Genomic DNA, 24542 nt, shown 5'->3' on the forward strand with positions numbered 1-24542 from the left:
AAGCTATAACTATAGCGACTATGAAACAACTAGCCGCTGAAAATGGGTATACCATTACTAAATCACTAAAAGCGGACATTATTGACGAGTTTTTAGGGCAGCAGTTAAGCTGCCCTATTTAGGTGAGGAAGATGAGTGAAGTAAATGAAGAAGTAAAAGATTTGTCATTAGAGGATGTTAAACTGTTTTTAAAAGTTGATTTAGAAGATGATGACAATTACATCAAATTACTGATAGATGTAGCTAAAGAATATGTTAGCAGCCAAATAGGTTCATGTGATCAATCAAAAGCCAGAGTACGGATTTTAATGCTAACAATTATAGCGAATCTTTATGAGAATAGACAATTGACTATTGATAAAGGTGATAAAGTTCAATATGTTCTTAACACAATGATTATGCAGTTGCAGATGGAGGGTGATTCGTGAATCCTGGTGAAATGAATGAAAAAGTATCTGTATTAAAGCTCAAAGGGGCTGGTGATATGTTTTTATGGGAACAGGAATCTACTTTGTGGGCAAAATCCGAAAGATTAAATGGTAATAATCTATTTTCTAGAGTAGGAATAGGCGTAAAATCAGTAAAGTTCATAATACGAACAAGAAGGAATTTATCACTCCATAATGCATTTCGGTGGAAAGGAGCACATTGTTTTTTGACTGATATAGTTCCTATTGACCGAATGTATTATGAGGTTACAGCAGCTCTAATTGAGCCACGATTGTGCTCTGTGAAACGAACAGGAAAGCCAGTATTAAATGAGCTTAATCGTCCAGTTTACATCGATGATGTAACCTTAACATTTCCAGCATGCTTAACAGAAAAATATATAGGATTTACGCAGGGAGAGCCAATGGGTGTCAAAGAAACAAGGTATGTTCTTGTAACACCTAAACCAATCGAACTACAAGTTGGAGAACTTGTTACAATTGATGAAACGGATTATACCGTGATAATCCCTCATACATTAGATGATTTTAAAAACGAATATGAAATCATCGTAAAGGAGGATGCTTAATGCAAAGTGTCGATTTAAGCGGTTTAAAGCAGCTTGACGATGATCTAGAAGCTATCTTTAATGAGTTACCACGAAAACGTAGAGAGTTACATGAGAAGATTGCAGATGTAATAAAGTCAGAAGTGGACATACAAATCACTAATTCGGGACTGAATGATAGTTCAGGCAAAGTAAAGGGCTGGCAGGACAGTTACGTTGGTTCTGGTGGTGGTTATGCAGCGATACGTGCCACTGATAAAAGTACAGGAGCAAATAGCCCAGGAGCAATTACAAACTATCTTGAAAATGGTCATAAAATTCGCCAACCTTCAGGAAATTATAGAAAGTATCGCCCACGTATAAAAAAAGCTTACGTTGACGGATATCATTTTTATAAGACTGCAAGGGGAAATGTAGAATCCAAGGCTATTGAAGCAGCAGAAGAATTTGTACAAGAAATAACTGAAAAAATGGAGGGATAATGGTTAAACAGGTAGAAATATTAAGAAGCATAAACCGTATTCTCGCTGATTCCTTTCCTAATTACACTGTTCATATTAATACTTGTCCTGAGAAGTTTACCAGACCAGCTTTTTTACTGGAGTTAGTGAGGTCAAGTCAGACAGATGCTAATCGAACCACTGTTGATAAGACTGTATACTATACAATTACATGTTTTACTACCGTGGATAACCGCTATAAATCTGATGCAGAGGAGCTAATAGACTTACAAGAGAAAGTTTTGCAACTATTTACTACACAAGGTTATGTAACTGTTGGCGATAGAGCAATCAAGGTATCAGGGAGTACTGGAGGATTGGATATAGATAGAGCTTATATAGATTTACAATTCGAATATTTCGATAATCGAACCGATGAAGAGGACAGTACGCCACTTATAACGTCGGTTTATACAAAAATAAGGAGGAATAACAATGAAGCTACCTAACATTAACATTGTTTTTACAACGCAAGCGGCTAGTGCTATTACGCGTTCGGAAAAAGGAATCGTAGCACTGATTGTACGTGATACAGCAGAAAACGGTGGTCATATTTTAACTAATTCCACACAAATACCAAAAGGTCTTGGCATTGAAAATAAAGATTACATCGAAAGAGCGTTTATCGGGTATGTTAACCCACCGAGAAAGGTAATTATTTATGTTTTACCGGCAAATGCAGAGGATTTATCCGAAGCACTTCAATACTTTGAAACCCAGATGTTTGACTACCTTGCAGGACCATCGGATATCACCATTAGCGAGTGTACATCAATTGTTAACTGGATCAAGGCTCAACGATCTTTAGGATTTATACAAAAAGCAGTTCTTCCAGACACGGCAGCAGATAGTGAAGGAATTATTAACTTTACAGCAGATAGTATTAAGAATGGTGAAAAGGAATTTACAACCGCAGAATACTGCTCGAGAATTGCTGGTCTTATTGCTGGGACACCGATGACAATTTCTTGTACTTATGCAACGCTTCCAGAACTATCCGAGATTGATAGACTTACGATAGAAGAAATGGATACTGCGATAGGTTCTGGAGAGTTTATATTGCTACATGATGGTGAAAAAGTTAAAGTTGGGCGTGGTGTAAACTCCTTACAGACAACTACCCAGGAAAAAGGAGAAGCTTTCAAAAAGATTAAAATTGTAGAAGCAGTAGATATGATTCGAAGCGATATCAAGAAAACTGCACAGGACAATTATATTGGGAAATACGCTAACAGCTATGATAATAAGTGCCTGCTGGTAGCAGCAATTAAGGGATACTTTACAGGGTTAGAAAACGATGGAATATTAGAGAGAGATACCAGTGTAGTAGAGATCGATATGGAAGCGCAAGAGATTTATTTACAAAGCATCGGTAAAGATACATCTACTATGACAGAGCAGGAAATAAAGACTGCTTCTACCGGTGATAAGGTATTCTTATCGGCAAAAATAACAATAATGGATGCAATTGAGGATATTGATCTTAATATCGCTATCTAAGGAGGCGTAATATGAACGGAGTTAAAAAGACAAGTGGCAATAGAATCATGAGTGGCACATGGGGCGAGGTATGGCTCGATGGTGACTATGTAGCTGAGTGCTACGGATTACAAGCAAAATCATCATTTACAAAAGAAGAAGTGTATCTATGTGGTCAAATGGCAGTAGATCAGAAAATTACAGGAATCAAAAACACCGGATCGCTGAAGTTACATAAAGTAAACAGCAGAATGGCAATCGTTATAGGGAATCAGATTAAGAAAGGATATTCGATTTACAATAATATCCAAGTTAGATGATCCAGATGCTTATGGTGCGGAACGTGTTGTAATTAGCAATGCTTCTTTTGATGATGTTACGTTGGCAGATTGGGAAGTTGCAAAGAAAGGCAGCGTGGAAGCTCCTTTTACATTTACAGACTATGATTTCCTAGATAAAGTGGAGGGTTAGAGTATGAATACACTAGACTTGTTATTAAATACAGAAGTACAAAGCTTACCAGAGAAAGAGTATAAATTAAAAAGACTTTCTACAATTTGCGGTAGTGATGTTATTTTTAAGTTAAGAGCACTCACTTATAGTCATGCGAATAATTTAGCGCAGAACCATATGGAAGAGTTAAATGTACACACGGTATTAGCTGGTACGATTGAACCAAACTTAAAAGATAATAATCTGCTTGAGAAATATAGCGCAGTCACTCCTGCTGAATTAGTAAAGAAGATGTTGCTTCCGGGTGAAATTGAAGATTTGTCAAGAGCTATAGAAAAGTTGAGCGGATACCGTCAAATAACGGTCGAAGAAATTAAAAAAAAATAGATTCAGAAGTGGAGATGCGACTACTATATTATCTTTTTGTCGAACATAATATTTTACCAAGCTCTTACCGTAACTTACCCGCTGGGGAAAAGGTTATTGTAAGAGCTTTTTTTGAAAAAGATATGGAATCAAGGGTAGATTAATAATGATAGTCGGGAGGTGAAAAATGGGACGTGACGTAAGCATAGCAATAAGTGCAAAGGATAATTTTTCACAAGCAATTACCACAATGCGTAATGCAAATCAAGGATTTAACAAGGATTTAACTGGATTACAATCTAAGTTAAACGAATTGAATAAAACGAAAGCTATTTTAAAAGTTGATACAGATAAGGCAAAAGCATCATTAAAAGATGCAGAAAAACAATTTATAAAGACTGGTGATGCAGCAGATAAGTTAAACTTAGAGCTTGCTAATTCAAACTATGAGAACGCTCGTCGAAATCTATCTCTAGTATCTGATAATGCAAAGAAAGCTGAAAAAGATATGCGTAGCCTTGCAGATACTGTAAGTAAATCCGAGAACCGAGCAAGTAACACCGGTTCATCAGGCAATAGCATTATCAATAGTCTAGCAGCATCTGGAGCAACTAAAATGGTTGGAGATATGTTTGGGAATGTAGCGACAACTTGGATTAACAGTGCGTATGGGGCAGAGGCTGGTACTATGGCTAGCAGTATGTTATCTTCAGGAGCCATGGGAGCAGCAATAGGAACAGCAATAGCACCAGGTATAGGAACCGCAATCGGTGCTCTAGGCGGTGCTGTTATAGGATATATTAATGGTAGCAATACGATTTATGAAAACAAAGATGAAGCATTTAAAAAATATTACAATGAACTATATAGCGGAGTATTAGATAATCAGAGCCAAGCACTCACAAGTGGTTCAGGAATCGCATCTGGGCGTGAAATGAATAAAATTTCATTTCAAACTTTGTTGGGAAAATCTGAGGCAAATAAGTATCTTAAATCCTTAGTGCAATTTGGTATGGATACACCATTTGAATATGACTCTTTGGTTGATATTAGCAAGGTTTTACTTGCATACGGATATAAACAGGATGAAATATTACCTTTACTTGAGAAAGTTGGAAATACTGGTTCAGCACTAAGTATGAGTGTTCAGGATATGAAATTTGTATCAACTGCACTTGGTCGTATGAAAACGACTGGAAAAACAACAATGGAATATTTGAATCCTTTGCTAGAACGTGGTATTGATGTTTGGTCTTATCTTGCTGAAGCTTCGGGAAAAACAAAAAAAGAAGTACAAGAGATGGTAAGCAAGGGTTTAGTACCTGGAGAAAAAGCCGCAAAAGCTATCGCAGATTATATGGGATATAATTTTGCCGGAAATATGGAGAAACAGGCGCAAACTTATTCAGGTCTTATTAGCACATTAGAAGATGCTAAAGCAGAGTTAAATAATTCTATGGGAGAAGGATATAACAATACTCGTAAAAAGGGTATAGAAGATGAAATTAACTTTCTCGAAGGGAATACCGGCGATAGCATGAAAGAAGCCTATAATAAAATAGGTCAATGGAAAGCATATCAAGAAAATCAGGCAGAACAGTTTCAAAGGGATGTTATGAGTTCTGTTATGTCGGGTGAATTAGCATCTAGTCTTCATGATTCGGAACAAAGGGCTGCAGTTGAACGACTTATGAAGGAGTATAGCGAAGCAAAAAAGAAGCAAGATACAAGATATCGATCATATGACGAAGAATCAGCAATAAAAGCTGGTGCTGAAATGGGAAGAGTTCTTGCAGAAGCACAAGCAATTGCAACAAATGAGTATAACGCTAGCGAAGGAGCTCAACTTGCACTAGAGTCAAATAAAACATTAGCAGAAAACTTAAAGAATGATACAGCATCACTTGATGCATATTGGGATGCTGGATATGTAATGGGGCAGGAATTCACTAAAGGGTTATCATCGGCAATTCAAGAAGGTTCTAGTATTACGGCACCAAAGGGCGATATATATCAACCAGCGCAACCCCCAGTAAATAATCGAGGAGGATATGCGTTTGGCTTAAGTAATGTTCCATATAATAATTACCCTGCTTATTTGCATGAAGGAGAAAGGGTTCTTACTGCTAGCGAGAACAGAAGCTATTCCGCCGGTACTCCCCCAATTAAAATTACAGGAAACACATTTGTGGTAAGAAATGACAGCGATTTTAAGGGTGTAGCTAGAGAAATAGCAAGTCTAATAAAACAAGCATTTATACTAGCGCAATAACAAGGAGTGATATATATGCGTAAATTCATTTTTAAAGATACAGAAAAAAATACAGAATTAGTGTTGCCTGTCACTCCGCCAAGTTTTGAGGTTTCACACGGTATAAAAATAGAAACTATTAATATGCATACGCTTGGTGATGTAATACTTCCTGGTTACGGAACACTTCCACCTATCCGCTTAGATTGCATGTTTCCAGCAAAAAAATATTCCTTCAATCAACCGAAAACAAATCTTGATCCCTATAGTTATATTAAAAAACTTGAAGCGTGGTGTGATAATCATACAATCTTGAGATTTATAGTTTCGAATACTGGAGTTAATGAGCAAATAATTATTACAGATATAACTTATGGAGAAAAGGATGGTACCGGGGATGTTTATGCTACTATAAACATAAGAGGGTATAGAAAACTAACTGTTACTCAAACAAGTAAGACAGGAAATAAACCTCGCTCAAATGATAATCCATCATCAAAAACACAAGTTTACGTTATTAAGCGTGGTGACACACTTAGCGCATTATGTCGTAAGTTTTATGGTAATGCTTCGCTTTATCAAAAACTAGCTGCGTATAACGGGATAAAAAATGCTAACTTAATTTACACAGGTAACACACTTAAAATACCGGATAAAAAGTCTTTGATTTAGAAAGGAGTTACCGTGCCTATCAAATTATTCATTACAAACAATACTAAATCAGTGGATGTTACAGAACTAGCACAAGCGATTACATGGTCCGGTGATTACCAGCAGTGTGCTCGAACCTTAGACATAGAGCTTATTTCTTCGTATACAGATAAAAACATACCAGTAATAACATGTGAACTAGGTAGTATTGTAACACTGACATCAGATAATAGGATATTATTTGAGGGGATTGTATTTGAACGCCAGAAAAGTACTGATAGTAATACTATAAATATCACGTGCTACGATCGAGGAATTTACTTAAAGCGAAACGAAGCAACTTATAAGTTTTCAGGAATAACAGCGGAAGCAATCGTTAAAAGGGTATGCGCAGATTTTGGTATATCCATAGGTTCAGTAGCAACCACAGGTATAAAGATTTCAAGAAATTTCGTTGGTGTTACTCTTTATCAAATTATGCAAACCGCATATACACTTGCAGCAGAACAGACAGGTAAGCAGTATATAATTCGATTCAGTGGCAAGAAACTGAACGTAATTGAGAAAAAAGCCACAAATGAAACATTAATAATTGAGGGTGGTACTAACCTTATGTCAGCTTCAACAAGTGAAAGTATTTCAAATATGATTAATCAGATCGCTATATATAATTCTAAAGACGTTCTTGTTAAGACACTAAAGAGTTCCGAGAATATTAAATTATTTGGACTAATGCAAAGTTCTATGAAGCAACCTGATAAACAGGACGTTTCAGCGAAAGCAAAAAAGATACTCTCAGATAACGGAGTTATCCAAAAAATTGTTATAAATAACCTTGGAAATATCGCAAATATAACTGGGGGTACTGTCATTGTTCGGGAGCCATATACAGGAGTATATGGCTTATTCTACATAGACAGCGATACACACACATGGAAACTAGGACAATATTATAATAAATTGACCGTTAACTTCAAAAGTATCATGGATGAGCAGGAAGCAGGCAGTTTACCAAGTAAATCTAAAAATAATGGAGTATCTGGTACATGGGAATATCTTTATGAACCGGGAGGTGGTAAAAATGGATGATAATCCTTTCTCCAATATTGTAAGTATAATTCGTGATGATAATAAGAGTCAAATACACGCACATTACCGTATTGGTAGTGTGATATCTGCGGATCCATTAAGAGTAGATGTTGCTGGGGCTATCCAAGACAAAGATTCCTTGCTTGCGAATGGTCAAATAACTAATTTTCAACCAGGGGAAGAGTTGCTTCTTACTCCAATCGAAGACGAACAAAGATATATAATAATTTGTAAGGTGGTAAGCGTATGAGTATTTTTCCAATGATACAACCTCAAATATATGCTGAGTCAACTGAACAAAAATTATATAAAGAGATAAAATGGGATTTTGAAAATAATGAACCAGTTTTTCACAACGGGAATCCTATTATTATAAGTGGAAAGGAAGCAGTTTTCGTATGGGCTTGGAAAGCTCTACAAACGGCAAGATTCCGCTATGAAATTTATACATGGGATTATGGTTGTGAGGTTGAATCTCTCGTTGGACAGCCATTCACGGAAGAATTAAAGTTATCTGAAGCTGCACGTTATGTAAAAGAATGCTTACTAATTAACCCATATATAACGAGTGTATCTAATATTACAGCTTCGTTTAAAGATGAGACATTAAGTGTTAGCTGCGTGATAGAGACTGTATATGGGGAGGTGAGTATAAATGTATGAAACATTAACAGTTGAAGATATAAAAAATGATATCTTAAGCCGTATGAAAACAGACATTGATAAACGAGAAGGAAGTTATACTAATGATATGATTAGCACTGTTGCTTATGAAATTTGGAATGCTTACCAGTCACTAGATTCATTACTATCAATTATCTATGTAAATGAGACATCAGGAGATTATATTGATAAAAGATGTTCTGAATACGGTATAAAGAGAAAGGCAGGAACAAAAGCAACAGCAATTTTAACTATTACAGGCACTAATGGAGTAGTGATTCCACAAGGGAAGGTATTCTTAACTAATGACGGACTTGAATTTCTAACGGATAAAAAAGTGATTGTTGCGGATGGAGTGGCTATTGTAACAGCAACGGCAGCAGAGGCAGGAAGTGAATACAATGTAGCGGCTGGTACAATTGTAAATCAATACGTAAATTTAACAGGGATACTATCAGTTACAAATGCTGTAGCAACAGGAGGAAATGAACCAGAAACAGATGCAGGATTAGTATCAAGATTATATAACTATCTGCAACAACCTGCCACATCAGGCAACGTCGCAAATTACAAGCAATGGGCTATGGAGGTTGAGGGAGTAGGAGATGTTAAAGTGTTCCCTCTCTGGAATGGTTCTGGTACGGTTAAAGTAACGATAGTTGATATGGATAAGCAACCAGTAAATGAGACACGCATACAAAAAGTTGCGGAATACATAGAAACTGTTCGGCCAATTGGTGCATACGTTACTGTAGCATCTGGTATATCTAAGCCTATAAATTTATCAGCAACGGTTACGTTAGCACCTGGATATAGTGCTCAAATGGTTAAAGATGAACTTCAAAAGGATTTGGAAACTTACTTTAAGAGTATTGCTTTTGTGATGACTTATGTAAGCTATGCTAAAATCGGTAATATATTACTTAGCACAGAGGGTGTTCTAGACTATAACAACCTACTAATCAATGAAGACAATGTAAATATAGCCCTAGCTGATGATGAAGTTCCGCTTTTAAGTACGGTGAGTTTGGAGGTGTAAAATAAGCATTGAGTAACGTAGATGAGTACTTTGATGACCTAATGTCATATCTTCCGAACTTTTATAAAAATGTAAATGAAGTTAAAGAGATACAATTAATCTTTGGACAAGAAATGGCAAAGATAAAGTTTAGTGTAAAGGACTTGCTAGATCAGTGTTTTATATCTACAGCAACTTTCGGACTAGATTTATATGAAAAAATGTATGGAATAAGCACAGATAAAAGCAAATCTTATGAGGAACGAAGAGAAATTATAAAAGCAAAGCTTCGAGGCTCTGGAACCGCTACAAAAGAATTGATAAAGAATGTTGCGACTGCATTTTCCGGAGGAGAGGTTGAAATAGAAGAATATCCAGAAGAATACAGGTTTGTAGTACGGTTTGTCGGTGTCAAAGGTATACCGAAGAACATGGCAGGACTTATATCAGCTCTGGAGGAAATAAAACCAGCCCACTTATCTTATAGTTTTAAATATACCTTTACTACATGGGGACAGATAAATAAAACTTTACCGTGGAAAGAAGCTAAAAAAATGACTTGGGCTGAACTAAAAGTCTATAAAGGAGAGTGATAAGAATGCAGTACACGGCAAACTATAAATTAAAAAAGCCCGAAGATAACGATGTAACAAGCAATGAAGATTTTAACGAGAACTTCGACGTTGTAGATGAAGAGCTAAAGAAAGTTGCAGAGGAAACCGAAAGCAAATTATCAAAGATTGAAGCTGATGAGAAGTATGAAGAAAAAGCAAAATTAAAAGAGGCAGCATATAAGGAAATCTCAAATGTACCAACAGAAAACAGTACGAAGTTAATAACAAGTGGAGCTGTTTTTATCGCTAATAATGGAAAAGCTAATTTATCACATAAACATACCAAGGCAGATATAACAGACTTTCCAACGTCTATGCCTGCCAGTGGGGGTAATGCTGATACTGTAGATGGGAAGCATGCCGATGAATTTGCTACAGCTTCTCATAACCACACTAAGTCACAGATAACAGACTTTCCAAGTAGCTTGCCTGCATCTGACGTACCATCATGGGCTAAACAACCATCGAAACCTACTTACTCTGCTTCAGAGGTAGGGGCATTGGCTGTTAATGGTAAGGCAGTAAGTGCAGGAACAGCAGATAACGCCACTAATGCAACGAATGCATCTAACGCTGATAAAGTAGACGGAAAGCATATATCTGTACTCACTCAAGCGGCTTACGATGCCCTTGGCACGAAAGATGCAAATACAATTTATTTTACAACATAGGAGGTAGCTATGGCAGGATATAATCAATCAACAAAGCTAATGGGAATCTTTGATGGAGTAAATAAGATAAAAAACGTTTATCAAGGGACTGCTAAGCTATGGGCTTCGTTCACGAATAGAGTGCTTGTCACGGGTACTTATCAAACTGATTTATATACATTGGATGGGATAACTTTTAATTCAATGGCTAATGTAAATAGTGTATCGACTGTGACATTAGCAGCATCTGATGGAGAGACGATACTACTTATTACAAACAACAATACAATTATGAAGTCTTCTGATAACGGTGCTACATGGGTTGAAGTTACAAAGCCAGGTGGTAGTATTCTTTATTACGGAGTGGTTTATGGAAATGGAATATGGATAATCTATACTGAGAATGTCTTATATTACAGTACAGATTTGACAAAGTGGCAATCAAAAACAATGACGTTCGAACAGTATGAGCGTTTTAACAGTATAATATACACTGGTGGCTATTTTCTTTTTTTAACTGATTTTACTTTAAATAGTCAACTAACAGGTTTTAAGACCTATAAAGTAACAAGTGTGCCATTTAGTGAAAGTGATGTTGCTATTAAAAAGTTTACAAACGCAGGCAACTTATACAATGATAGAAAAAACGCATGCAAATACTACATTGATAAGAAAATGTTTTTAGCCGCAGGATACGATGGATTTATTAGGTCACTTGATGACGGTAATACGTGGTCAAGGTTTCCGTACTCAAATTCAAATTGGCTTAGCCGATGCTATATAACTTATGGAAATGGAAAGTATTGTGCAGTTATGTATTATGAAACGGCAACTAGAGTTTTTTATTCTACTGACCTTATAAATTGGACCATTGTTGATAGCATTTATTACACAAGTATGTCAAGGAAGGGGATTGAATTTATAAACGGAAGATTCATGGTAATAGTAGATAATACCAGAATAGCTACCAGTACAGATTGTATAAACTGGACTACAGTTACTGTCCCATACTACGGAAACGATGAGTTTTCACTTACTGCTATAACAAATGCATATTAGGAGGTAGCTATGAAATTATTACTAGACAGTAGAAAATTAATTTTAGCAATTGATGAAAACATTGAATTTGTGACACATGAAGGTTTAGCAAAATGGAAGATAGGAGAAACGACATATTACCTAGACAACAATTTTTCTGTTGAAGAATTGATTGACATTCCGTTCGATATTATACCAATCAAGTACTTTTACATTGATGGTGAATTTGTGCTAAACCCAAATTGGAGTAACACACCAGAAGACATTTCCAAACTACAAGCGGAAAATGCTAGTTTAAAGTCAGAACTAAGTTTACTACAAGAGGTTGTAAATGAAATGCTCTTGGGTATATAGATTATTATTTAGGAAAGGAGGAACTCGTATGAAAAAGTACAGCGCAACGGTTCGTTACCTTGTAAATCAGATTTTGATGAACAATCTTACTTATTTACAAGTAACAACATCGAGAAATGATCTCAAGCCTGATATTGATGGTTACATCAATCAGGAAGGTATTGAGATTGATAAGACAATCTAAGTAAGATTGAATAATCATTTGCATGCATAGGGCGCTTAGGCGCTCTTTTTTGTATGCATGAGAGGATGTGATATATGAAAACAATTATTGTAAATCCTAACAATACAATGAGTACAATCCAAAAAGCTCTCGATACAAAAGGAAGCAATATCATTTTTTCACCTGGAATTTATAATATTACAGCTCCTCTATTTATTGATTCTGGTGTAAAAATTATCGGTGACAAGGCTATCCTGCGACAAGCAGGGAAGATAAATCATTTACTTATGACGAGGACATATAAAAATACAACAGCATATTTAGGGGCGCATGATATCATCATAGAAGGGCTTACTTTTGAAGCTATGGCCAAATATAAAACTAAGCTAAACTTAGTAACTTTATGGCATGCTCGTGATGTGACCTTACGAAATATCACTATGCTTGATGCGTATATGTTTCATGCATTAGAAATAAACAGCAGCAAGAGTATAGTCGTTGAAAACTCAAGTTTTCTAGGTTACTTTTCAGATCATAAAGCAGATTTTAGAGAGCAAATTCAGATTGATTTTGCTTCTGAGTCAGCCTTATTTTTATTTGCCAAGGGATCTAAATGTTATGACAATACATGTTGCGAGGATATAACAATACGTGGATGCACCTTTGATAGCCACAAATCAGATAATCGGATAATAAGACCTGCAGCAAGTCAATGTATCGGTAATCACTGCCAGCCATCCAATGGACGTAAACATAAGAATATCATTATAGAAAGCAACATCTTCAATGGCGAAGGTGGAACAAACCCTAAGGGATGCGCAATTAATCTTACTGCTATGGATAATGTTACTATTAGAAACAATAAAGCTAGTGGGTTTGGAAGATTTGCTGTTGCAAAAAGAAATAAAGATTATTCATACAACAAAAATGGGAGGAAGATTACACCTACCATGAAAGATGGTACTTGCAATAATACAATAATAGAAGGCAATAAAGTAACCAATCCTTCTTGGTCCTATAAAGCTTATGAATTTTATCGAGAGAAAGGATGCTAGAGCATATGGAAACACCATTTGAAAGGGAAGTACTGGATAGATTAACAAGAATTGAATCCAGGATCGATGGGTACGATAAATTAAAGGACGTAGTATATGAGAGCCAAAGAGAAATTATTAAAATGAAAGAGAAGGATGATAAACAACAGCATGATATTGATGAACTAATAGAAAGGAACAAATGGCTAGCAAGAGTAACAGCAGGAGCCATAATAACTGGAATTATTGGACTTGTATTTGTTTTTGTTAAAATTGGAATGGGGGTAAATTAGATGATAAAAGAAAAACTAGCAAAATTACTGACCGTTAAAAGCTTAGTCACAATTATAACAACTATAGTTTTTTCTATTCTTGCATTACGTCGTGATATTACAGGAGAACAGTTCTTAATGATTTTTACAACTATAGTTGCTTTTTACTTTGGCACTCAATCAGAGAAAAAGAAGGATGGTGAGTAGAAATGCTTGAGTTATTTATTACATATTTATTGGACATGGCTGGACGTTCATTATATGTATGGGGTGCACAAGGAGAGAGTATTAGATCTATTGTCGCAACTTGGATTGAAAGCAAAGAAACATCAAGTAAAAATGCGCAACGTGTTATGAATCTTCTAGAAAAACTATTGGAGCATGACCTCTTTTTTTATGATTGTAGCGGTTTAGGAGTTAAGTGGCTATTGGATAAAAAATTAATAAAGTCCGATATGACAGCGAATAGCATGTATAAAATATGCACACCAATAAAGAAAACACAGCTTAAAAAGGGTGATTGGGTATTTATTAAAAACGCTTCTGGTATTATGACACACATAGGGTACATTGTAGATGATAATCTAAGCGTAGTTGAAAGTGCTGGAAGAGACGCTGGAGTAATAAAAAGAGATTTTTCGCAAGGATCTCCTAATGGTAAATGGACAGATTTCGCTAGGCCGGATAGTTTATTTCCAGAACTTAAAGAGGACAAGTTGACAATAAGCAGAGTCTTGAAGTTAACACAACCGTATATGAGGGGAGATGATGTAAAGGCTCTACAGGGAAAGATTGGGGAAAAGGAAGACGGAATATTTGGACCGGACACAGAAGAAAAAGTGAAAGAGATACAAGATCAATTAGGTCTTGTAGTAGACGGTAAAGCTGGAGAAAATACATTAACTGAATTGGGCTTTGAATGGAATGGGTAATCCATATACCAATAAACCCCTAGTCATAGGACTAGGGGAATCTTTAGTAAGCATCAGTATTAGCTATTTAATACTTTCTTTTTCTAATAATGCATCTTGAAGTACCTTAGAGAAGTTTAAATTCTGTTTCTCTCCAAAAGTTTTTAACCATGCGGGTATAGTTACATTAGTTCTTATACTTTGTGATCCATACTTTTCGGAGTAGCTATCCATATCTAGTACAAATAGATTAACGAAGCTTCCAGCAGGTGGAATGATATCAGTAATGTTAGAGGGAGCAGGAATTTTATTACCATCCTCTAATTCATCAAGTACCCATCCACTCGCTGCATCAACGCCCATTTCTAGTGCTTCAGCTAAGGTTTTACCTTCTGTAATACATCCTTGTAAATCTGGAAATTCAACAACGAATCCACCGGAATCATCTGAGAATGGTGTAAGAATAGCAGGATAGATTAGTTTCATATATATACCTCCTTATGCAGGGCTATTTAAGCCCTGCTTGTTTTAATATTGATTTAACTGTGTCTGGATGAATATCACCGGAATGTTCAGGTATCGTTACTTTTCCGGGCTTTGTTGGGTGTTTGTAATGATTGTGTGACCCTTTTTGATTTTTAAAGTACCAACCATCTTCAAGTATAATCTTCTCTAATTCTCTGAACTTCATCCTAGGTAACCTCCTCATGATTATATTATACACACTATGCGTATAAAAGTCAATAGTAAAATGCGTATTATACACATATATTTTCAAGAAATATTCTAATTTGTATGCTAAGAAACTTTAGTATAGTAAAAAGTCGTGAGTACAACTGGTTGCACACCTTCGCTATTGTTAATAAAAGGCACAGGATAATATCCTGTGCCTTTTTGCTGGTCCATCCATTCCGAAGGTTGTTAATGTGACAAAGTATAGCAAACCATGTTTTTTATTATATAGTTATTTTAATGTTATACCATTTTCTCGATTGCTACAGAACTTTTTAATAACCCACCGGTTATACAGGTGAGTTGTTAGGAATTTAAAAGAAAAGTAATAATGTGCTGTCGAAGAAAAGTAGGGCTGAAGTCATAAATCTCTAAAATAATAATTTTGAGGATGGAAAAAACATGTTGAAGAATCAGAAAAGGGATTAAAAAGGGGTTAAAAAAGTTATTAAAAAGGTATGTAGTGATGAAAAGAGTCTTGAAGTAGGACGTGTGTAGTCGCTAAGTAAATTTAATTTAAAAATAAAGTATAACAACATCTTGTAATACTTACTTGCTAGGTCCTACAAGATAATGTTCTTTAGGCAATATTGAGACTGTAACAATATTAAAATACATAAGTATTAATTGTGCTACAAATAAGATATAATTTCTAGTTTAACCTTCTTAAACAAGTTGAATTCCCTGAATTCGAGTTCTCAAGTGATACAAAAGGATAAATTGTCATAATGTTTTTGGAATTGGTACATCAATATGACAAACATTTTACGCCATCAGTTTTATAATCCTAAATTAACCGCCTGTTTTATTGCTGTATAAAAAATGATTTTAGGTAAGGAGCAGGAAGGCAGGGAAAAATACGGATAAGGGAAGGACGGCGTGTTCTTATGAAGAAGAGAAGAAGCTGGTTATTGCCATTGGCGGGGGTTGTTGTTGCGTTAGTTACTTTTTTTAATGCAAGTCCGAATGTTGTAGCAAGGTATCTGATTTTAGCTACCATCGTTATCATATTGATAGGAATCGCAGCGGTGATTGTTGGATTGCTGCAGGGAAGTGGTTCAGTTAACAATGGAGAACATTATGTGAAAGATGAATTTGAAAACACAGCACGTAAGAAATTAGAGGGGATTGCAGGGTCATTTCATAAATTAGCGTCAAGCTTTGACTATATGGCATCCCCCAAGACCGTATTAAATACGGAGGACATGCAGTTGGTCTTAGAAGACATCAGTACAAACCTATGCAAAAATTGTAAAAAGTGTGGTGTATGCTGGGATAGGAACTTTAATCAAAGTTATCAAGCAACATGGAATCTCCTTGAACTTGCAAAAGGAAAAGGCAATGTTACCGTAGATGATATGCCTGATATGCTAAGGATTCAATGTATTCAGGTTCCTGAGTTTGTGGAGGAAGCAAACCGTAACCTTAGTACAGCACGCCTTAAAATGATATGGCACAATCGAATTGTAGAGAGTAGAGAAGCAGTTGCAGGACAGCTTGGAGAGATAGCCAGAATCGTAAAGGATTTTTCAGGAAATCTTTGCGATAACGGAGAAGTGATTGAATTAAAGCGAAGAAAAATAAATCAAAAACTGCGTATACATAGAATCAAAGTACAAAGAGTATTGATGTTCGAACGGGAAAATAGAGGGATGGAACTACACATAAGAGCAAGATGCAAAAACGGTAGATGTCTAACAACAAAGGAAGCAGCAGTATTAATTGGAAATGCTTTAGAAAAGCATTTTGTACCAAGAGAGGATTCGAGGAATGTAATTGGACGGGTATACGATGATTATGTCTTTTGTGAGGATGCAAACTTTAAAGTATTAACAGGGGTATCCAGAGCTTCAAAAAAGAAAGGAGAATTAAATGGAGATAATTTCTCTTTTCTCTATCCAGATAGTCAGGATGTCGTTATGATGTTATCGGATGGTATGGGAAGTGGTAGTGAAGCTTATGAAGAAAGTGAAATGGTTATTGAATTATTGGAACAGTTTTTAGAAGCAGGATTTCGTGAAGAACCTGCAATTAAGCTTATCAACTCGGTACTCGTTTTACGGTCGGAGTATTCCATGTCATCCACGATTGATTTATGTATTGTTAACTTGTGTGCAGGTACCTGTGAATTTGTAAAAATCGGTGCAGCAACCACCTTTATTAAGAGGGATCATTTTGTTGAGACTATTAGTTCTAGCAGTATGCCAGCAGGAATTCTAAATCACGTCGATTATGACAGTAAGAGTAAAAAGCTTTATGATGGAGATTATGTTATCATGGTATCCGATGGAGTAATAGATTGCGTTGAAGAAGAGGACAAAGAGGGGTATTTTAAAGAGTTAATAAAAAATATTCCATATAAATCACCACAGGAAATTGCAAATACAATTCTATCAGCTGCACTTGAAAAGCATGGATATATACCAGCGGATGATATGACAGTCTTAGTTACTGGTATCTGGAAAAAGTAATATGGAAGGTTGCTATTTTATAGAAGAAGAGATAAAATACAGTTAACTCATTTTTTAGGGCAGAAAACAGTATATGATCGGAACTAAAAGCGTGTTCCAATCATCCGATTTACGGTGCAAAAAGCGCACCTTTTATCAGAAGTTTATAAATAAACTTCTGATAAGCTATCATACTAGGTTTAGAAATAGTCTTACTGAGAAAGACTTTAGGAGTACGTTAAGAAAGTTGTGTGAGGATGCAATGTTAAAGAAAGTGGAGAACTTTATAGAAAAACAGGAGATGCTTATGCCTTTTGATGCCATTGTTGTAGGGGTATCAGGAGGTGCAGATTCGGTATGCCTTTTAACTTGCCTTCATAGGTTACGGGAGCAGTATCAGCTAAAATTGTATGCAGTTCATGTGAATCATATGTTGCGTGGGATGGAGGCAGATGAGGACGAAGCATTTGTTGGGGATTTGTGTAAAAGTTTATCCATCCCTCTTCACTGCGTTCATGAAGATGTTAAGAGATTAGCAGAAATTTCAGGGACTACGATAGAGGAAGCCGGAAGAAATTTGAGATACCTTAGCTTTGAACAGGAATGTGAACGTGTTAAGGCTCATAAAATAGCGGTAGCACATAATCGAAATGATAATGCGGAAACGGTATTATTTCATCTGTTCCGTGGAACAGGTCTAACCGGTATGACAGGAATTCCGAAGAAGCGCGGTCAGATTATTCGACCGCTTCTTTGCGTTACAAGAGAAGAAATTGAAAACTTTTTGTTAAAAGAGAACATATCTTATCGTACAGACAGCACGAACCTATCAAATGACTATACTAGAAATAAAATTAGGCTTAGTATTCTTCCGATTGTCACGAAGGAGATTAATGAAAGAGCAATAGAGCATATCACGTCTCTTTCGGATCAATTAACGGAAGTTGCAAACTACTTAGACCAGGTAACGGAGAGAGAATTTAGAAAGATCGCTACTCTTTCGAAAGGGAAAGTGACGTTAGAATTAAAGGAATTCTCGTCCTATGAGGACTTAATAAAGCGTGAAATTCTCCGTAAAGCAATCAAATCAATTAGTGGGTTGAAAGATATTGAAATGATACACCTTACCGATGGAGCACATTTAAGTAAATGCCAAGTTGGTAAGGAAATTCATTTGCCAAATCATATTATTTTAAAGCGAGGGTATAATACTCTTATTGTTTATGATAGTCAGCTATACTCGGAAAGAAAGGATGGGGATAGAAATATTCAGCCAGTCGAAATTCCTCTTACGCTTGATCATGAGGATTCTATGAAAAAGGGGACAGTTCAAAGGGTAGATTTTTTAGGGAAAGGCTTTGAAATAAGGCTATTTCCTTATGAAAAATCTTTGGCGATACCAAAAAATAGCTATACGAAATGGTATGATTATGATAAAATAAGAGATGCTGTTGTTTTAAGAACAAGACGAGAGGGCGATTTTCTTATGATTCATCCGCAGGGAAAAACAAAAAGTTTAAAATCTTTGTTGGTTGATCAGAAAATTCCGCGAGAGGAACGTGATAAGATACCCTTGGTAGTATGTGATAGTCATGTACTTTGGGCAGTAGGTGTCCGCTCAAGCGAGGCGTATCGTATAGATCAGAATACGAACTGGGTGTTATCCGTTACCGCAGATAGCTAGTAGTAAAGAGAAGAGAAAGAGGTGCAATACAATGGCAGAAAATATAAAAGTACTCATATCAGAAGAGGAAATAGGTAAAAAGATTAAAGAACTTGGGGAAGAGATAAGTAAAGAATATGCAGGAAAAACGCTACATTTAATTTGTGTATTAAAAGGTGGTGTGTTCTTTATGACAGAACTTTCAAAGCATATTACAGTACCAGTAACTATTGATTTCATGTCCGTTTCCAGCTATGGAGATTCCACAGTTAGCTCCGGGCGTGTTAGAATCTTAAAAGACTTAGATGAAAGTATTGAAGGACGTGATGTTCTTGTGGTAGAAGATATTATTGACTCTGGAAGAACTTTGTCTTATTTATTAGATTTATTAAAAAACCGTCAACCAAGCAGCTTAAAGCTTTGTACTCTTTTAGATAAGCCTAGCAGAAGAGAAGTTGACGTTAAAGTGGACTATACGGGATACCAGATTCCGGATGAATTTGTAGTTGGCTACGGTCTGGATTATGCCCAAATTTATAGAAATCTTCCATACATTGGAGTGGTTCAAACAGTATAATAAAAAGGAGGTTTTGTATTGAAAAAGTCGATGAGGGGATATGGCTTTTATGTTATTATCCTACTAATTATTATCTCAGCAGTATATCTGTCTGAGAGTTTTGCTAGTAATAGTTCTGTAAAACACAGCTATACCGATTATGTAGCTGATTTACAAAGCGGTTCGGTGGCATCAGTGGATATTTATCAAAATGAGGAGGCTCCAACCGGCCGTGTAAAGGTTAATTTATCCGATGGAAAGACTTATACCATTTATGTAACGAGTGCAGAGGTAGCAGAAGCAGATGCTAGGGCCAATGGTGTTGCTTCTTATGTACATGACATAGAGAAACCAAGCTGGTTTTTAACAAGTGTACTACCTTACTTAATCGGTTTTGTAATTATTATTTTAATGTTTTCCTTCCTAACCAGTCAGGTAAGTGGTGGCGGCGGTGGTAATAACAAGGTGATGAACTTTGGTAAGAGTCGTGCCAAGATGACAATGGATGAAGGGAAGAATACAACGTTTAAGAATGTAGCAGGTCTGGCTGAAGAAAAAGAAGAGCTGAAAGAAATCGTTGACTTCTTGAAAAATCCTAAGAAATTTATTCAGGTGGGTGCTCGTATCCCTAAGGGTGTCTTATTAGAGGGGCCTCCTGGTACCGGTAAGACGTTACTTGCAAAGGCAGTAGCAGGAGAGGCAGGAGTTCCATTCTTCTCGATATCCGGCTCTGACTTCGTAGAAATGTTTGTCGGTGTCGGTGCATCCCGTGTTCGTGACTTATTCTCCGAGGCAAAGAAAAACAGCCCATGTATTGTTTTTATTGATGAGATTGATGCTGTAGCCAGAAGAAGAGGTACTGGTATGGGCGGCGGCCATGACGAAAGAGAGCAAACATTAAATCAGTTACTTGTTGAGATGGATGGTTTTGGTGCCAATGAAGGTATTATTGTAATGGCAGCTACCAACCGTGTTGATATTCTTGACCCGGCGATCCTTCGTCCAGGACGTTTTGACCGAAAAGTTTTAGTGGGTAGACCAGATGTAAAGGGCCGAGAAGAAATTCTTGCTGTTCATGCAAAGAATAAACCACTTGGTGATGATGTTGATTTAACACAAGTAGCTCAGACAACCGCTGGATTTACCGGTGCAGATCTTGAGAATTTGTTAAATGAAGCAGCGATTAGTGCTGCGAAAGATGATAGAAGCTTTATCTTAAGCGAGGATATTAAGAAGTCCTTCATTAAGGTTGGAATTGGTACAGAGAAGAAGAGCCGTGTTATTTCCGACAAAGAAAAGAAGATTACTGCTTATCACGAAGCAGGTCATGCGATTTTATTCCATGTCTTACCTGATGTTGGACCGGTTTATACAATATCGATTATTCCTACAGGAGGGGCAGCAGGTTACACGATGCCACTTCCAGAAAAAGATGAGATGTTTAATACACGCGGTAAGATGCGTCAAGATATCATCGTAAGTCTTGGTGGTAGAATTGCGGAAGAATTGATTTTCGATGATATCACGACAGGTGCTTCTCAAGACATTAAGATGGCAACGAAGACTGCTCGTAGTATGGTTACTCGCTATGGTTTCACAGAGAGTATCGGTATGGTAAACTATGAGAATGACGATGAAGAAGTATTTATCGGAAGAGATCTCGCTCATACAAAGAACATGAGTGAAGCTGTTGCAAGTAAGATTGATGAAGAAGTTAAGAAAATCATTGATGAATGCTATAAAGAAGCAAAACGAATTCTTTCAGAGAATATGCATGTGCTTCATTCTTGTGCAGAACGCTTAATTGAAAAAGAGCGTATTACAAGAGAAGAGTTTGAGTCTTTATTTGAAGTGCCAGAGGAAGTTTAAGATTTAAATTATATAATCTGAAATGAAAGATTGAGAGTAAATAATATTTTTTACGATTCATATGGATATTATGTTGGCAGGAAACGTTTGTTTCCTGCCTTTTTGAGGTGTTGTATCCAGTAGAGTATGGGTAATTAGTCCTTAATTCTATAAAAATAGTACTTTCTTTTAGATTTCTCTATCCTTTATGTGAGTATGTCTAATTGCGAAAACAAGTGATACAAGGTATAATGAAAGTAGAATAAAAATGTCGAATAAAGGCTAATTAGGTAGAAAAAGTATTAGGGAGGTTAAAATTGCGAATTTTAGTGACAGGGCTTTGTACGCTTCACTGGGGAAGGCTCCAGTTTGGTAACGTTGGTAATTATTATATTATTGAACCTTTGTTTCGAGAGCTACATCGGGTGTTTCCTGATGGAGAGATCACAACGACTTTTCAAATGACAAAGGAGTTTATAGAAAAAGAAAAAGTGAAATGTCTTCCTATAGAATGGTATTATGCTTGGCGGGAGAATGAGATTGAGTTAGCGAGAGAAGAGTATGAAGCGGTAAGGAAACATAAAGAGGTTACCACTCCCTATGCAACCTATGTAAGAGACTGCGACTTGATAATTAATGTGTCTGGAGATATGTGGGGAGATAATGCTGAACACGTAGGACACGGAAGGTTTCTAGTTGATTTATATAAAATGGGCACTGCACAATTACTAGGGAAAAAAACAGTGCTGTTCGGTGGTACCCCTGGACCTTTTACAGAAGAGGTAACTAGAAAATTTGCTAAATTGATATTTGATAACTTTGACCTGGTTGTCAATAGAGAGCCTGTTTCAAGCAGAAATCTAGGTGAATGGGGATTTTGCGTGGATAAAGTAAAAGACTTTGCTTGTCCTGCATTTTTGTATCAACCGGAACTATCGCAGAAGAAGGAATTACAGGTTGATAATATTTTAAAAGACGTTAAGGGCGAGAGACCATTGGTTGGTTTTACAATCGGAGGGTTTAATATGCCTGTTGGTCCTTATGATATGTGGCCAAGAGAAGAGTGGCAGTATAGTTGTTTTGCTGAAGCAATTGAATATATTGTAAATGTATTAGGTGGAAGGGTTATTTTAATTTCTCATACCAATGGGTTTACACTACCGCCAAACTTTGAGTTAATCAATGGAAGGGACTACCCAATTTTGAATCAATTATATGAGGTAGTAAAAAAACGTGGTTTAATTAAAAATATGGAGGAAGTTATTTGCATTGACAAGCCATACCTGCCAGAAATGATAAAATCCATAATTGGTAGGTTCGATCTCATGGTAACAGGACGAGTGCATGCATCTGTAGCTGCAATTAGCCAGTGCGTTCCAACTGTGTTTATCACTTATGAAAAGAGTTTTATTCCAAGTACTAAGATGTATGGATTTGCTTCCCTTGCAGGAGTTGGTGAGTTAGTAAGTGAACCAGGAGATAAAAAAGATCTTCTCACGAAAATAGACATTTGCTATCGTAATCGAAATGAAATAAAACAGAGGCTAGAAAAACGAATTCCGGAAGTGAAACAATTATCAAGAGACGCATTTGATGAAATGGGGCGTTTAGTATGAGTAAAAGGCTAGGGATAATGCAACCCTACTTTATGCCTTATCTGGGATATTTTTCATTAATAAAGCATACAGACATATTTATTCTTCTGGATGAGGTCCAGTTTATACGTCATGGTTGGATAGAAAGAAATCGTATTTTAAAACAGACAGGTGGTTGGCAGTATATCGCTGTTCCTTTAAAGAGTCATAGTCAAAAGACTATGATTAAGGAAATAGAAATTAATAATGAAATGCCATGGAAGAATAGAATATTAGATCAGTTAAGCCATTATAGATATGCTCCATATTACTGGAAGGTAAGAAAAGTATTAGAGGAGGCATTCCGTGATGAAGTTCATGATATTGCACATTTTAATCTAAAGTGCCTGATAGAAGTGTGTAAATATCTTGAGATTACTACTCCTATTTGCATGTATTCAGATATGGGGCTTACCATAGAGCCTGTAAATGCGGCTGATGAATGGGCATTATCTATATGCAAAGCAATACCAGGGGTGACTTCGTATTGGAATCCACCAGGAGGAAAGAGCTTTTTTGATGTTGATAAATATCATCGAAATAAGATAGAGATACAATTTCAGCAAGTTGAACTTTTAGAGTATGAACAAAAGGGTGATTTATTTATCTCAGGACTATCTATACTGGATGTTATGATGTTTAATGATATAAGTACAATAAATAAAATGTTAGACAGGTATAATTTATTATGATAGATATAACGATATATCATGAGAAGCCACCTTGTGACAAGGAGCGGCTAAGAAAACATATGAATGTTTTAAAGGATATTATGATACCTCCTCTTACTGGTAGAGTAGTACTTGATGAGTACGTTGAAAAACTTGCTCAAAATGCAGATTTATTTTATGCAATGGAGGGTGAAGTTACCTGTGGTAGCTGCGCTGTATACCTAAATCAGAGAATTGGTTATATCACTTCTATTGGTATTTTACCTGATTTCTGTAGAAGAGGAATTGGCTCTAAACTGATAGACGAGATGATTCGAGTAGCCAAGGAATATAAGATAGAGGTAATTACATTAAGAGTATTGGATAGTAATACAAAAGCAGTTCATTTTTATGAAAAGTCCGGTTTCGAAGTTGAGATTATAGAAGAAAATTGGATCAAGATGATATATAAAGTTAAATAGAGGAATCCACAAAGGATTTACAAA

Annotated in this window: 30 protein-coding genes and 1 pseudogene; 29 read left to right on the forward strand and 2 right to left on the reverse strand. The window is 36.2% G+C overall.

Translation table 11 applies throughout. From position 1 onward, the window contains the following. The first annotated feature begins 131 nt into the window (after positions 1–131). The 22 genes and pseudogenes from CC92_RS0112905 (at position 132) to CC92_RS0113010 (ending at position 14524) form a co-directional block, all read left to right on the forward strand. Entirely contained in the window at positions 132–428 is a 297-nt protein-coding gene (locus tag CC92_RS0112905) for a head-tail connector protein (protein WP_242841331.1), read from the forward strand. Then, entirely contained in the window at positions 425–1018 is a 594-nt protein-coding gene (locus CC92_RS0112910) for a hypothetical protein (protein ID WP_029502497.1), read from the forward strand. The genes CC92_RS0112905 and CC92_RS0112910 overlap by 4 nt, the downstream gene beginning before the upstream one ends. Next, a complete protein-coding gene (locus tag CC92_RS0112915; protein ID WP_029502496.1) occupies positions 1018–1479 on the forward strand; it encodes a hypothetical protein in 462 nt (153 codons plus the stop codon). The genes CC92_RS0112910 and CC92_RS0112915 overlap by 1 nt, the downstream gene beginning before the upstream one ends. Then, a complete protein-coding gene (locus CC92_RS0112920) occupies positions 1479–1946 on the forward strand; it encodes a phage tail terminator family protein (protein WP_029502495.1) in 468 nt (155 codons plus the stop codon). Before CC92_RS0112915 ends, CC92_RS0112920 begins: the two co-directional genes overlap by 1 nt. Continuing rightward, the gene (locus CC92_RS0112925) at positions 1933–2997 is read left to right on the forward strand and encodes a phage tail sheath C-terminal domain-containing protein (protein ID WP_029502494.1); all 1065 of its coding nucleotides are present in this window, start codon (positions 1933–1935) and stop codon (positions 2995–2997) included. Before CC92_RS0112920 ends, CC92_RS0112925 begins: the two co-directional genes overlap by 14 nt. Positions 2998–3044: 47 nt before the next feature. Continuing rightward, positions 3045–3447 (forward strand): annotated as a pseudogene (locus CC92_RS20985) (phage tail tube protein). A gap of 3 nt (positions 3448–3450) precedes the next feature. Further along, complete coding sequence (locus CC92_RS0112935) at positions 3451–3816, forward strand: phage tail assembly chaperone (protein ID WP_029502493.1); 366 nt, start codon at positions 3451–3453, stop codon at positions 3814–3816. Positions 3817–3982: 166 nt separating this feature from the next. Continuing rightward, positions 3983–6067, forward strand: a complete 2085-nt coding sequence (locus tag CC92_RS0112940) for a tape measure protein (RefSeq protein WP_029502492.1) — start codon at positions 3983–3985, stop codon at positions 6065–6067. 15 nt (positions 6068–6082) lie between these two features. Further along, the gene (locus CC92_RS0112945) at positions 6083–6718 is read left to right on the forward strand and encodes a LysM peptidoglycan-binding domain-containing protein (protein ID WP_029502491.1); all 636 of its coding nucleotides are present in this window, start codon (positions 6083–6085) and stop codon (positions 6716–6718) included. Between the two features lie 12 nt (positions 6719–6730). After that, positions 6731–7786 (forward strand): XkdQ/YqbQ family protein, encoded by a 1056-nt coding sequence (locus CC92_RS0112950; protein ID WP_242841330.1) that lies wholly within the window; start codon positions 6731–6733, stop codon positions 7784–7786. Continuing rightward, on the forward strand, positions 7779–8036 hold the full coding sequence (locus CC92_RS0112955) for a hypothetical protein (protein ID WP_029502489.1): 258 nt from the start codon (positions 7779–7781) through the stop codon (positions 8034–8036). The genes CC92_RS0112950 and CC92_RS0112955 overlap by 8 nt, the downstream gene beginning before the upstream one ends. Continuing rightward, positions 8033–8449, forward strand: coding sequence for a DUF2634 domain-containing protein (locus tag CC92_RS0112960; protein WP_029502488.1), 417 nt, complete (start codon positions 8033–8035; stop codon positions 8447–8449). Before CC92_RS0112955 ends, CC92_RS0112960 begins: the two co-directional genes overlap by 4 nt. After that, on the forward strand, positions 8442–9488 hold the full coding sequence (locus tag CC92_RS0112965; protein ID WP_029502487.1) for a baseplate J/gp47 family protein: 1047 nt from the start codon (positions 8442–8444) through the stop codon (positions 9486–9488). The genes CC92_RS0112960 and CC92_RS0112965 overlap by 8 nt, the downstream gene beginning before the upstream one ends. A gap of 8 nt (positions 9489–9496) precedes the next feature. Continuing rightward, positions 9497–10060 carry a putative phage tail protein gene (locus tag CC92_RS0112970; RefSeq protein ID WP_051650672.1) on the forward strand — a complete coding sequence of 188 codons (564 nt, stop codon included), beginning with the start codon at positions 9497–9499 and terminating at the stop codon, positions 10058–10060. A gap of 5 nt (positions 10061–10065) precedes the next feature. Further along, positions 10066–10752: a phage upper tail fiber protein gene (locus tag CC92_RS20990; RefSeq protein ID WP_034218386.1), complete on the forward strand. Its 687-nt coding sequence runs from the start codon at positions 10066–10068 to the stop codon at positions 10750–10752. A gap of 9 nt (positions 10753–10761) precedes the next feature. Further along, positions 10762–11790 carry a WD40/YVTN/BNR-like repeat-containing protein gene (locus CC92_RS0112980; RefSeq protein WP_029502485.1) on the forward strand — a complete coding sequence of 343 codons (1029 nt, stop codon included), beginning with the start codon at positions 10762–10764 and terminating at the stop codon, positions 11788–11790. 9 nt (positions 11791–11799) lie between these two features. Next, a complete protein-coding gene (locus CC92_RS0112985; RefSeq protein WP_029502484.1) occupies positions 11800–12123 on the forward strand; it encodes a hypothetical protein in 324 nt (107 codons plus the stop codon). 28 nt (positions 12124–12151) lie between these two features. Next, entirely contained in the window at positions 12152–12307 is a 156-nt protein-coding gene (locus tag CC92_RS22570) for a hypothetical protein (protein ID WP_155998323.1), read from the forward strand. A 74-nt stretch (positions 12308–12381) separates the two neighbouring features. After that, entirely contained in the window at positions 12382–13341 is a 960-nt protein-coding gene (locus CC92_RS0112995; protein WP_029502483.1) for a hypothetical protein, read from the forward strand. Positions 13342–13346: 5 nt separating this feature from the next. Next, the gene (locus CC92_RS0113000; protein WP_162175511.1) at positions 13347–13613 is read left to right on the forward strand and encodes a hemolysin XhlA family protein; all 267 of its coding nucleotides are present in this window, start codon (positions 13347–13349) and stop codon (positions 13611–13613) included. Further along, on the forward strand, positions 13614–13799 hold the full coding sequence (locus CC92_RS0113005) for a hypothetical protein (RefSeq protein ID WP_330372715.1): 186 nt from the start codon (positions 13614–13616) through the stop codon (positions 13797–13799). It begins immediately after the preceding gene. Positions 13800–13801: 2 nt separating this feature from the next. Further along, positions 13802–14524 (forward strand): peptidoglycan-binding domain-containing protein, encoded by a 723-nt coding sequence (locus tag CC92_RS0113010; RefSeq protein WP_029502480.1) that lies wholly within the window; start codon positions 13802–13804, stop codon positions 14522–14524. A 63-nt stretch (positions 14525–14587) separates the two neighbouring features. Here the strand turns inward: CC92_RS0113010 and CC92_RS0113015 are convergent, their stop codons facing one another. Further along, positions 14588–14989, reverse strand: a complete 402-nt coding sequence (locus CC92_RS0113015) for a type II toxin-antitoxin system HicB family antitoxin (RefSeq protein WP_029502479.1) — start codon at positions 14987–14989, stop codon at positions 14588–14590. 22 nt (positions 14990–15011) lie between these two features. Then, a complete protein-coding gene (locus tag CC92_RS0113020; RefSeq protein ID WP_029502478.1) occupies positions 15012–15194 on the reverse strand; it encodes a type II toxin-antitoxin system HicA family toxin in 183 nt (60 codons plus the stop codon). A gap of 928 nt (positions 15195–16122) precedes the next feature. Here CC92_RS0113020 and CC92_RS0113025 point away from each other — a divergent pair. The 7 genes from CC92_RS0113025 (at position 16123) to CC92_RS21710 (ending at position 24518) form a co-directional block, all read left to right on the forward strand. Continuing rightward, positions 16123–17706, forward strand: a complete 1584-nt coding sequence (locus tag CC92_RS0113025; RefSeq protein WP_029502477.1) for a SpoIIE family protein phosphatase — start codon at positions 16123–16125, stop codon at positions 17704–17706. 241 nt (positions 17707–17947) lie between these two features. Continuing rightward, positions 17948–19369 carry a tRNA lysidine(34) synthetase TilS gene (tilS, locus tag CC92_RS0113030; RefSeq protein ID WP_029502476.1) on the forward strand — a complete coding sequence of 474 codons (1422 nt, stop codon included), beginning with the start codon at positions 17948–17950 and terminating at the stop codon, positions 19367–19369. A gap of 31 nt (positions 19370–19400) precedes the next feature. After that, the gene (gene hpt, locus CC92_RS0113035) at positions 19401–19925 is read left to right on the forward strand and encodes a hypoxanthine phosphoribosyltransferase (RefSeq protein ID WP_029502475.1); all 525 of its coding nucleotides are present in this window, start codon (positions 19401–19403) and stop codon (positions 19923–19925) included. A gap of 18 nt (positions 19926–19943) precedes the next feature. Continuing rightward, a complete protein-coding gene (gene ftsH / locus CC92_RS0113040; protein ID WP_330372714.1) occupies positions 19944–21773 on the forward strand; it encodes an ATP-dependent zinc metalloprotease FtsH in 1830 nt (609 codons plus the stop codon). Between the two features lie 296 nt (positions 21774–22069). Beyond that, a complete protein-coding gene (locus tag CC92_RS0113045) occupies positions 22070–23368 on the forward strand; it encodes a polysaccharide pyruvyl transferase family protein (RefSeq protein WP_029502473.1) in 1299 nt (432 codons plus the stop codon). After that, a complete protein-coding gene (locus tag CC92_RS0113050) occupies positions 23365–24078 on the forward strand; it encodes a WbqC family protein (protein ID WP_242841329.1) in 714 nt (237 codons plus the stop codon). Before CC92_RS0113045 ends, CC92_RS0113050 begins: the two co-directional genes overlap by 4 nt. 59 nt (positions 24079–24137) lie before the next feature. Then, a complete protein-coding gene (locus tag CC92_RS21710) occupies positions 24138–24518 on the forward strand; it encodes a GNAT family N-acetyltransferase (RefSeq protein ID WP_162175543.1) in 381 nt (126 codons plus the stop codon). Positions 24519–24542: the final 24 nt, after the last annotated feature.

The sequence above is a fragment of the Lachnoclostridium phytofermentans genome, assembly GCF_000733755.1.
GTDB classification, from domain to species: Bacteria; Bacillota; Clostridia; order Lachnospirales; family Lachnospiraceae; genus Lachnoclostridium; species Lachnoclostridium phytofermentans_A.

Excerpts from the sequence above, each read along its gene's own strand:
- CC92_RS0112905 (WP_242841331.1), top strand. The coding sequence starts at position 132 with ATGAGTGAAGTAAATGAAGAAGTAAAAGATTTGTCATTAGAGGATGTT.
- CC92_RS0112915 (WP_029502496.1), top strand. The coding sequence starts at position 1,018 with ATGCAAAGTGTCGATTTAAGCGGTTTAAAGCAGCTTGACGATGATCTA.
- CC92_RS0112920 (WP_029502495.1), top strand. The coding sequence starts at position 1,479 with ATGGTTAAACAGGTAGAAATATTAAGAAGCATAAACCGTATTCTCGCT.
- CC92_RS0112925 (WP_029502494.1), top strand. The coding sequence starts at position 1,933 with ATGAAGCTACCTAACATTAACATTGTTTTTACAACGCAAGCGGCTAGT.
- CC92_RS0112935 (WP_029502493.1), top strand. The coding sequence starts at position 3,451 with ATGAATACACTAGACTTGTTATTAAATACAGAAGTACAAAGCTTACCA.
- CC92_RS0112940 (WP_029502492.1), top strand. The coding sequence starts at position 3,983 with ATGGGACGTGACGTAAGCATAGCAATAAGTGCAAAGGATAATTTTTCA.
- CC92_RS0112945 (WP_029502491.1), top strand. The coding sequence starts at position 6,083 with ATGCGTAAATTCATTTTTAAAGATACAGAAAAAAATACAGAATTAGTG.
- CC92_RS0112955 (WP_029502489.1), top strand. The coding sequence starts at position 7,779 with ATGGATGATAATCCTTTCTCCAATATTGTAAGTATAATTCGTGATGAT.
- CC92_RS0112960 (WP_029502488.1), top strand. The coding sequence starts at position 8,033 with ATGAGTATTTTTCCAATGATACAACCTCAAATATATGCTGAGTCAACT.
- CC92_RS0112965 (WP_029502487.1), top strand. The coding sequence starts at position 8,442 with ATGTATGAAACATTAACAGTTGAAGATATAAAAAATGATATCTTAAGC.
- CC92_RS20990 (WP_034218386.1), top strand. The coding sequence starts at position 10,066 with ATGCAGTACACGGCAAACTATAAATTAAAAAAGCCCGAAGATAACGAT.
- CC92_RS0112980 (WP_029502485.1), top strand. The coding sequence starts at position 10,762 with ATGGCAGGATATAATCAATCAACAAAGCTAATGGGAATCTTTGATGGA.
- CC92_RS0112985 (WP_029502484.1), top strand. The coding sequence starts at position 11,800 with ATGAAATTATTACTAGACAGTAGAAAATTAATTTTAGCAATTGATGAA.
- CC92_RS22570 (WP_155998323.1), top strand. The coding sequence starts at position 12,152 with ATGAAAAAGTACAGCGCAACGGTTCGTTACCTTGTAAATCAGATTTTG.
- CC92_RS0112995 (WP_029502483.1), top strand. The coding sequence starts at position 12,382 with ATGAAAACAATTATTGTAAATCCTAACAATACAATGAGTACAATCCAA.
- CC92_RS0113000 (WP_162175511.1), top strand. The coding sequence starts at position 13,347 with ATGGAAACACCATTTGAAAGGGAAGTACTGGATAGATTAACAAGAATT.
- CC92_RS0113005 (WP_330372715.1), top strand. The coding sequence starts at position 13,614 with ATGATAAAAGAAAAACTAGCAAAATTACTGACCGTTAAAAGCTTAGTC.
- CC92_RS0113010 (WP_029502480.1), top strand. The coding sequence starts at position 13,802 with ATGCTTGAGTTATTTATTACATATTTATTGGACATGGCTGGACGTTCA.
- CC92_RS0113015 (WP_029502479.1), bottom strand. The coding sequence starts at position 14,989 with ATGAAACTAATCTATCCTGCTATTCTTACACCATTCTCAGATGATTCC.
- CC92_RS0113020 (WP_029502478.1), bottom strand. The coding sequence starts at position 15,194 with ATGAAGTTCAGAGAATTAGAGAAGATTATACTTGAAGATGGTTGGTAC.
- CC92_RS0113025 (WP_029502477.1), top strand. The coding sequence starts at position 16,123 with ATGAAGAAGAGAAGAAGCTGGTTATTGCCATTGGCGGGGGTTGTTGTT.
- tilS (WP_029502476.1), top strand. The coding sequence starts at position 17,948 with ATGTTAAAGAAAGTGGAGAACTTTATAGAAAAACAGGAGATGCTTATG.
- hpt (WP_029502475.1), top strand. The coding sequence starts at position 19,401 with ATGGCAGAAAATATAAAAGTACTCATATCAGAAGAGGAAATAGGTAAA.
- CC92_RS0113050 (WP_242841329.1), top strand. The coding sequence starts at position 23,365 with ATGAGTAAAAGGCTAGGGATAATGCAACCCTACTTTATGCCTTATCTG.
- CC92_RS21710 (WP_162175543.1), top strand. The coding sequence starts at position 24,138 with ATGAATGTTTTAAAGGATATTATGATACCTCCTCTTACTGGTAGAGTA.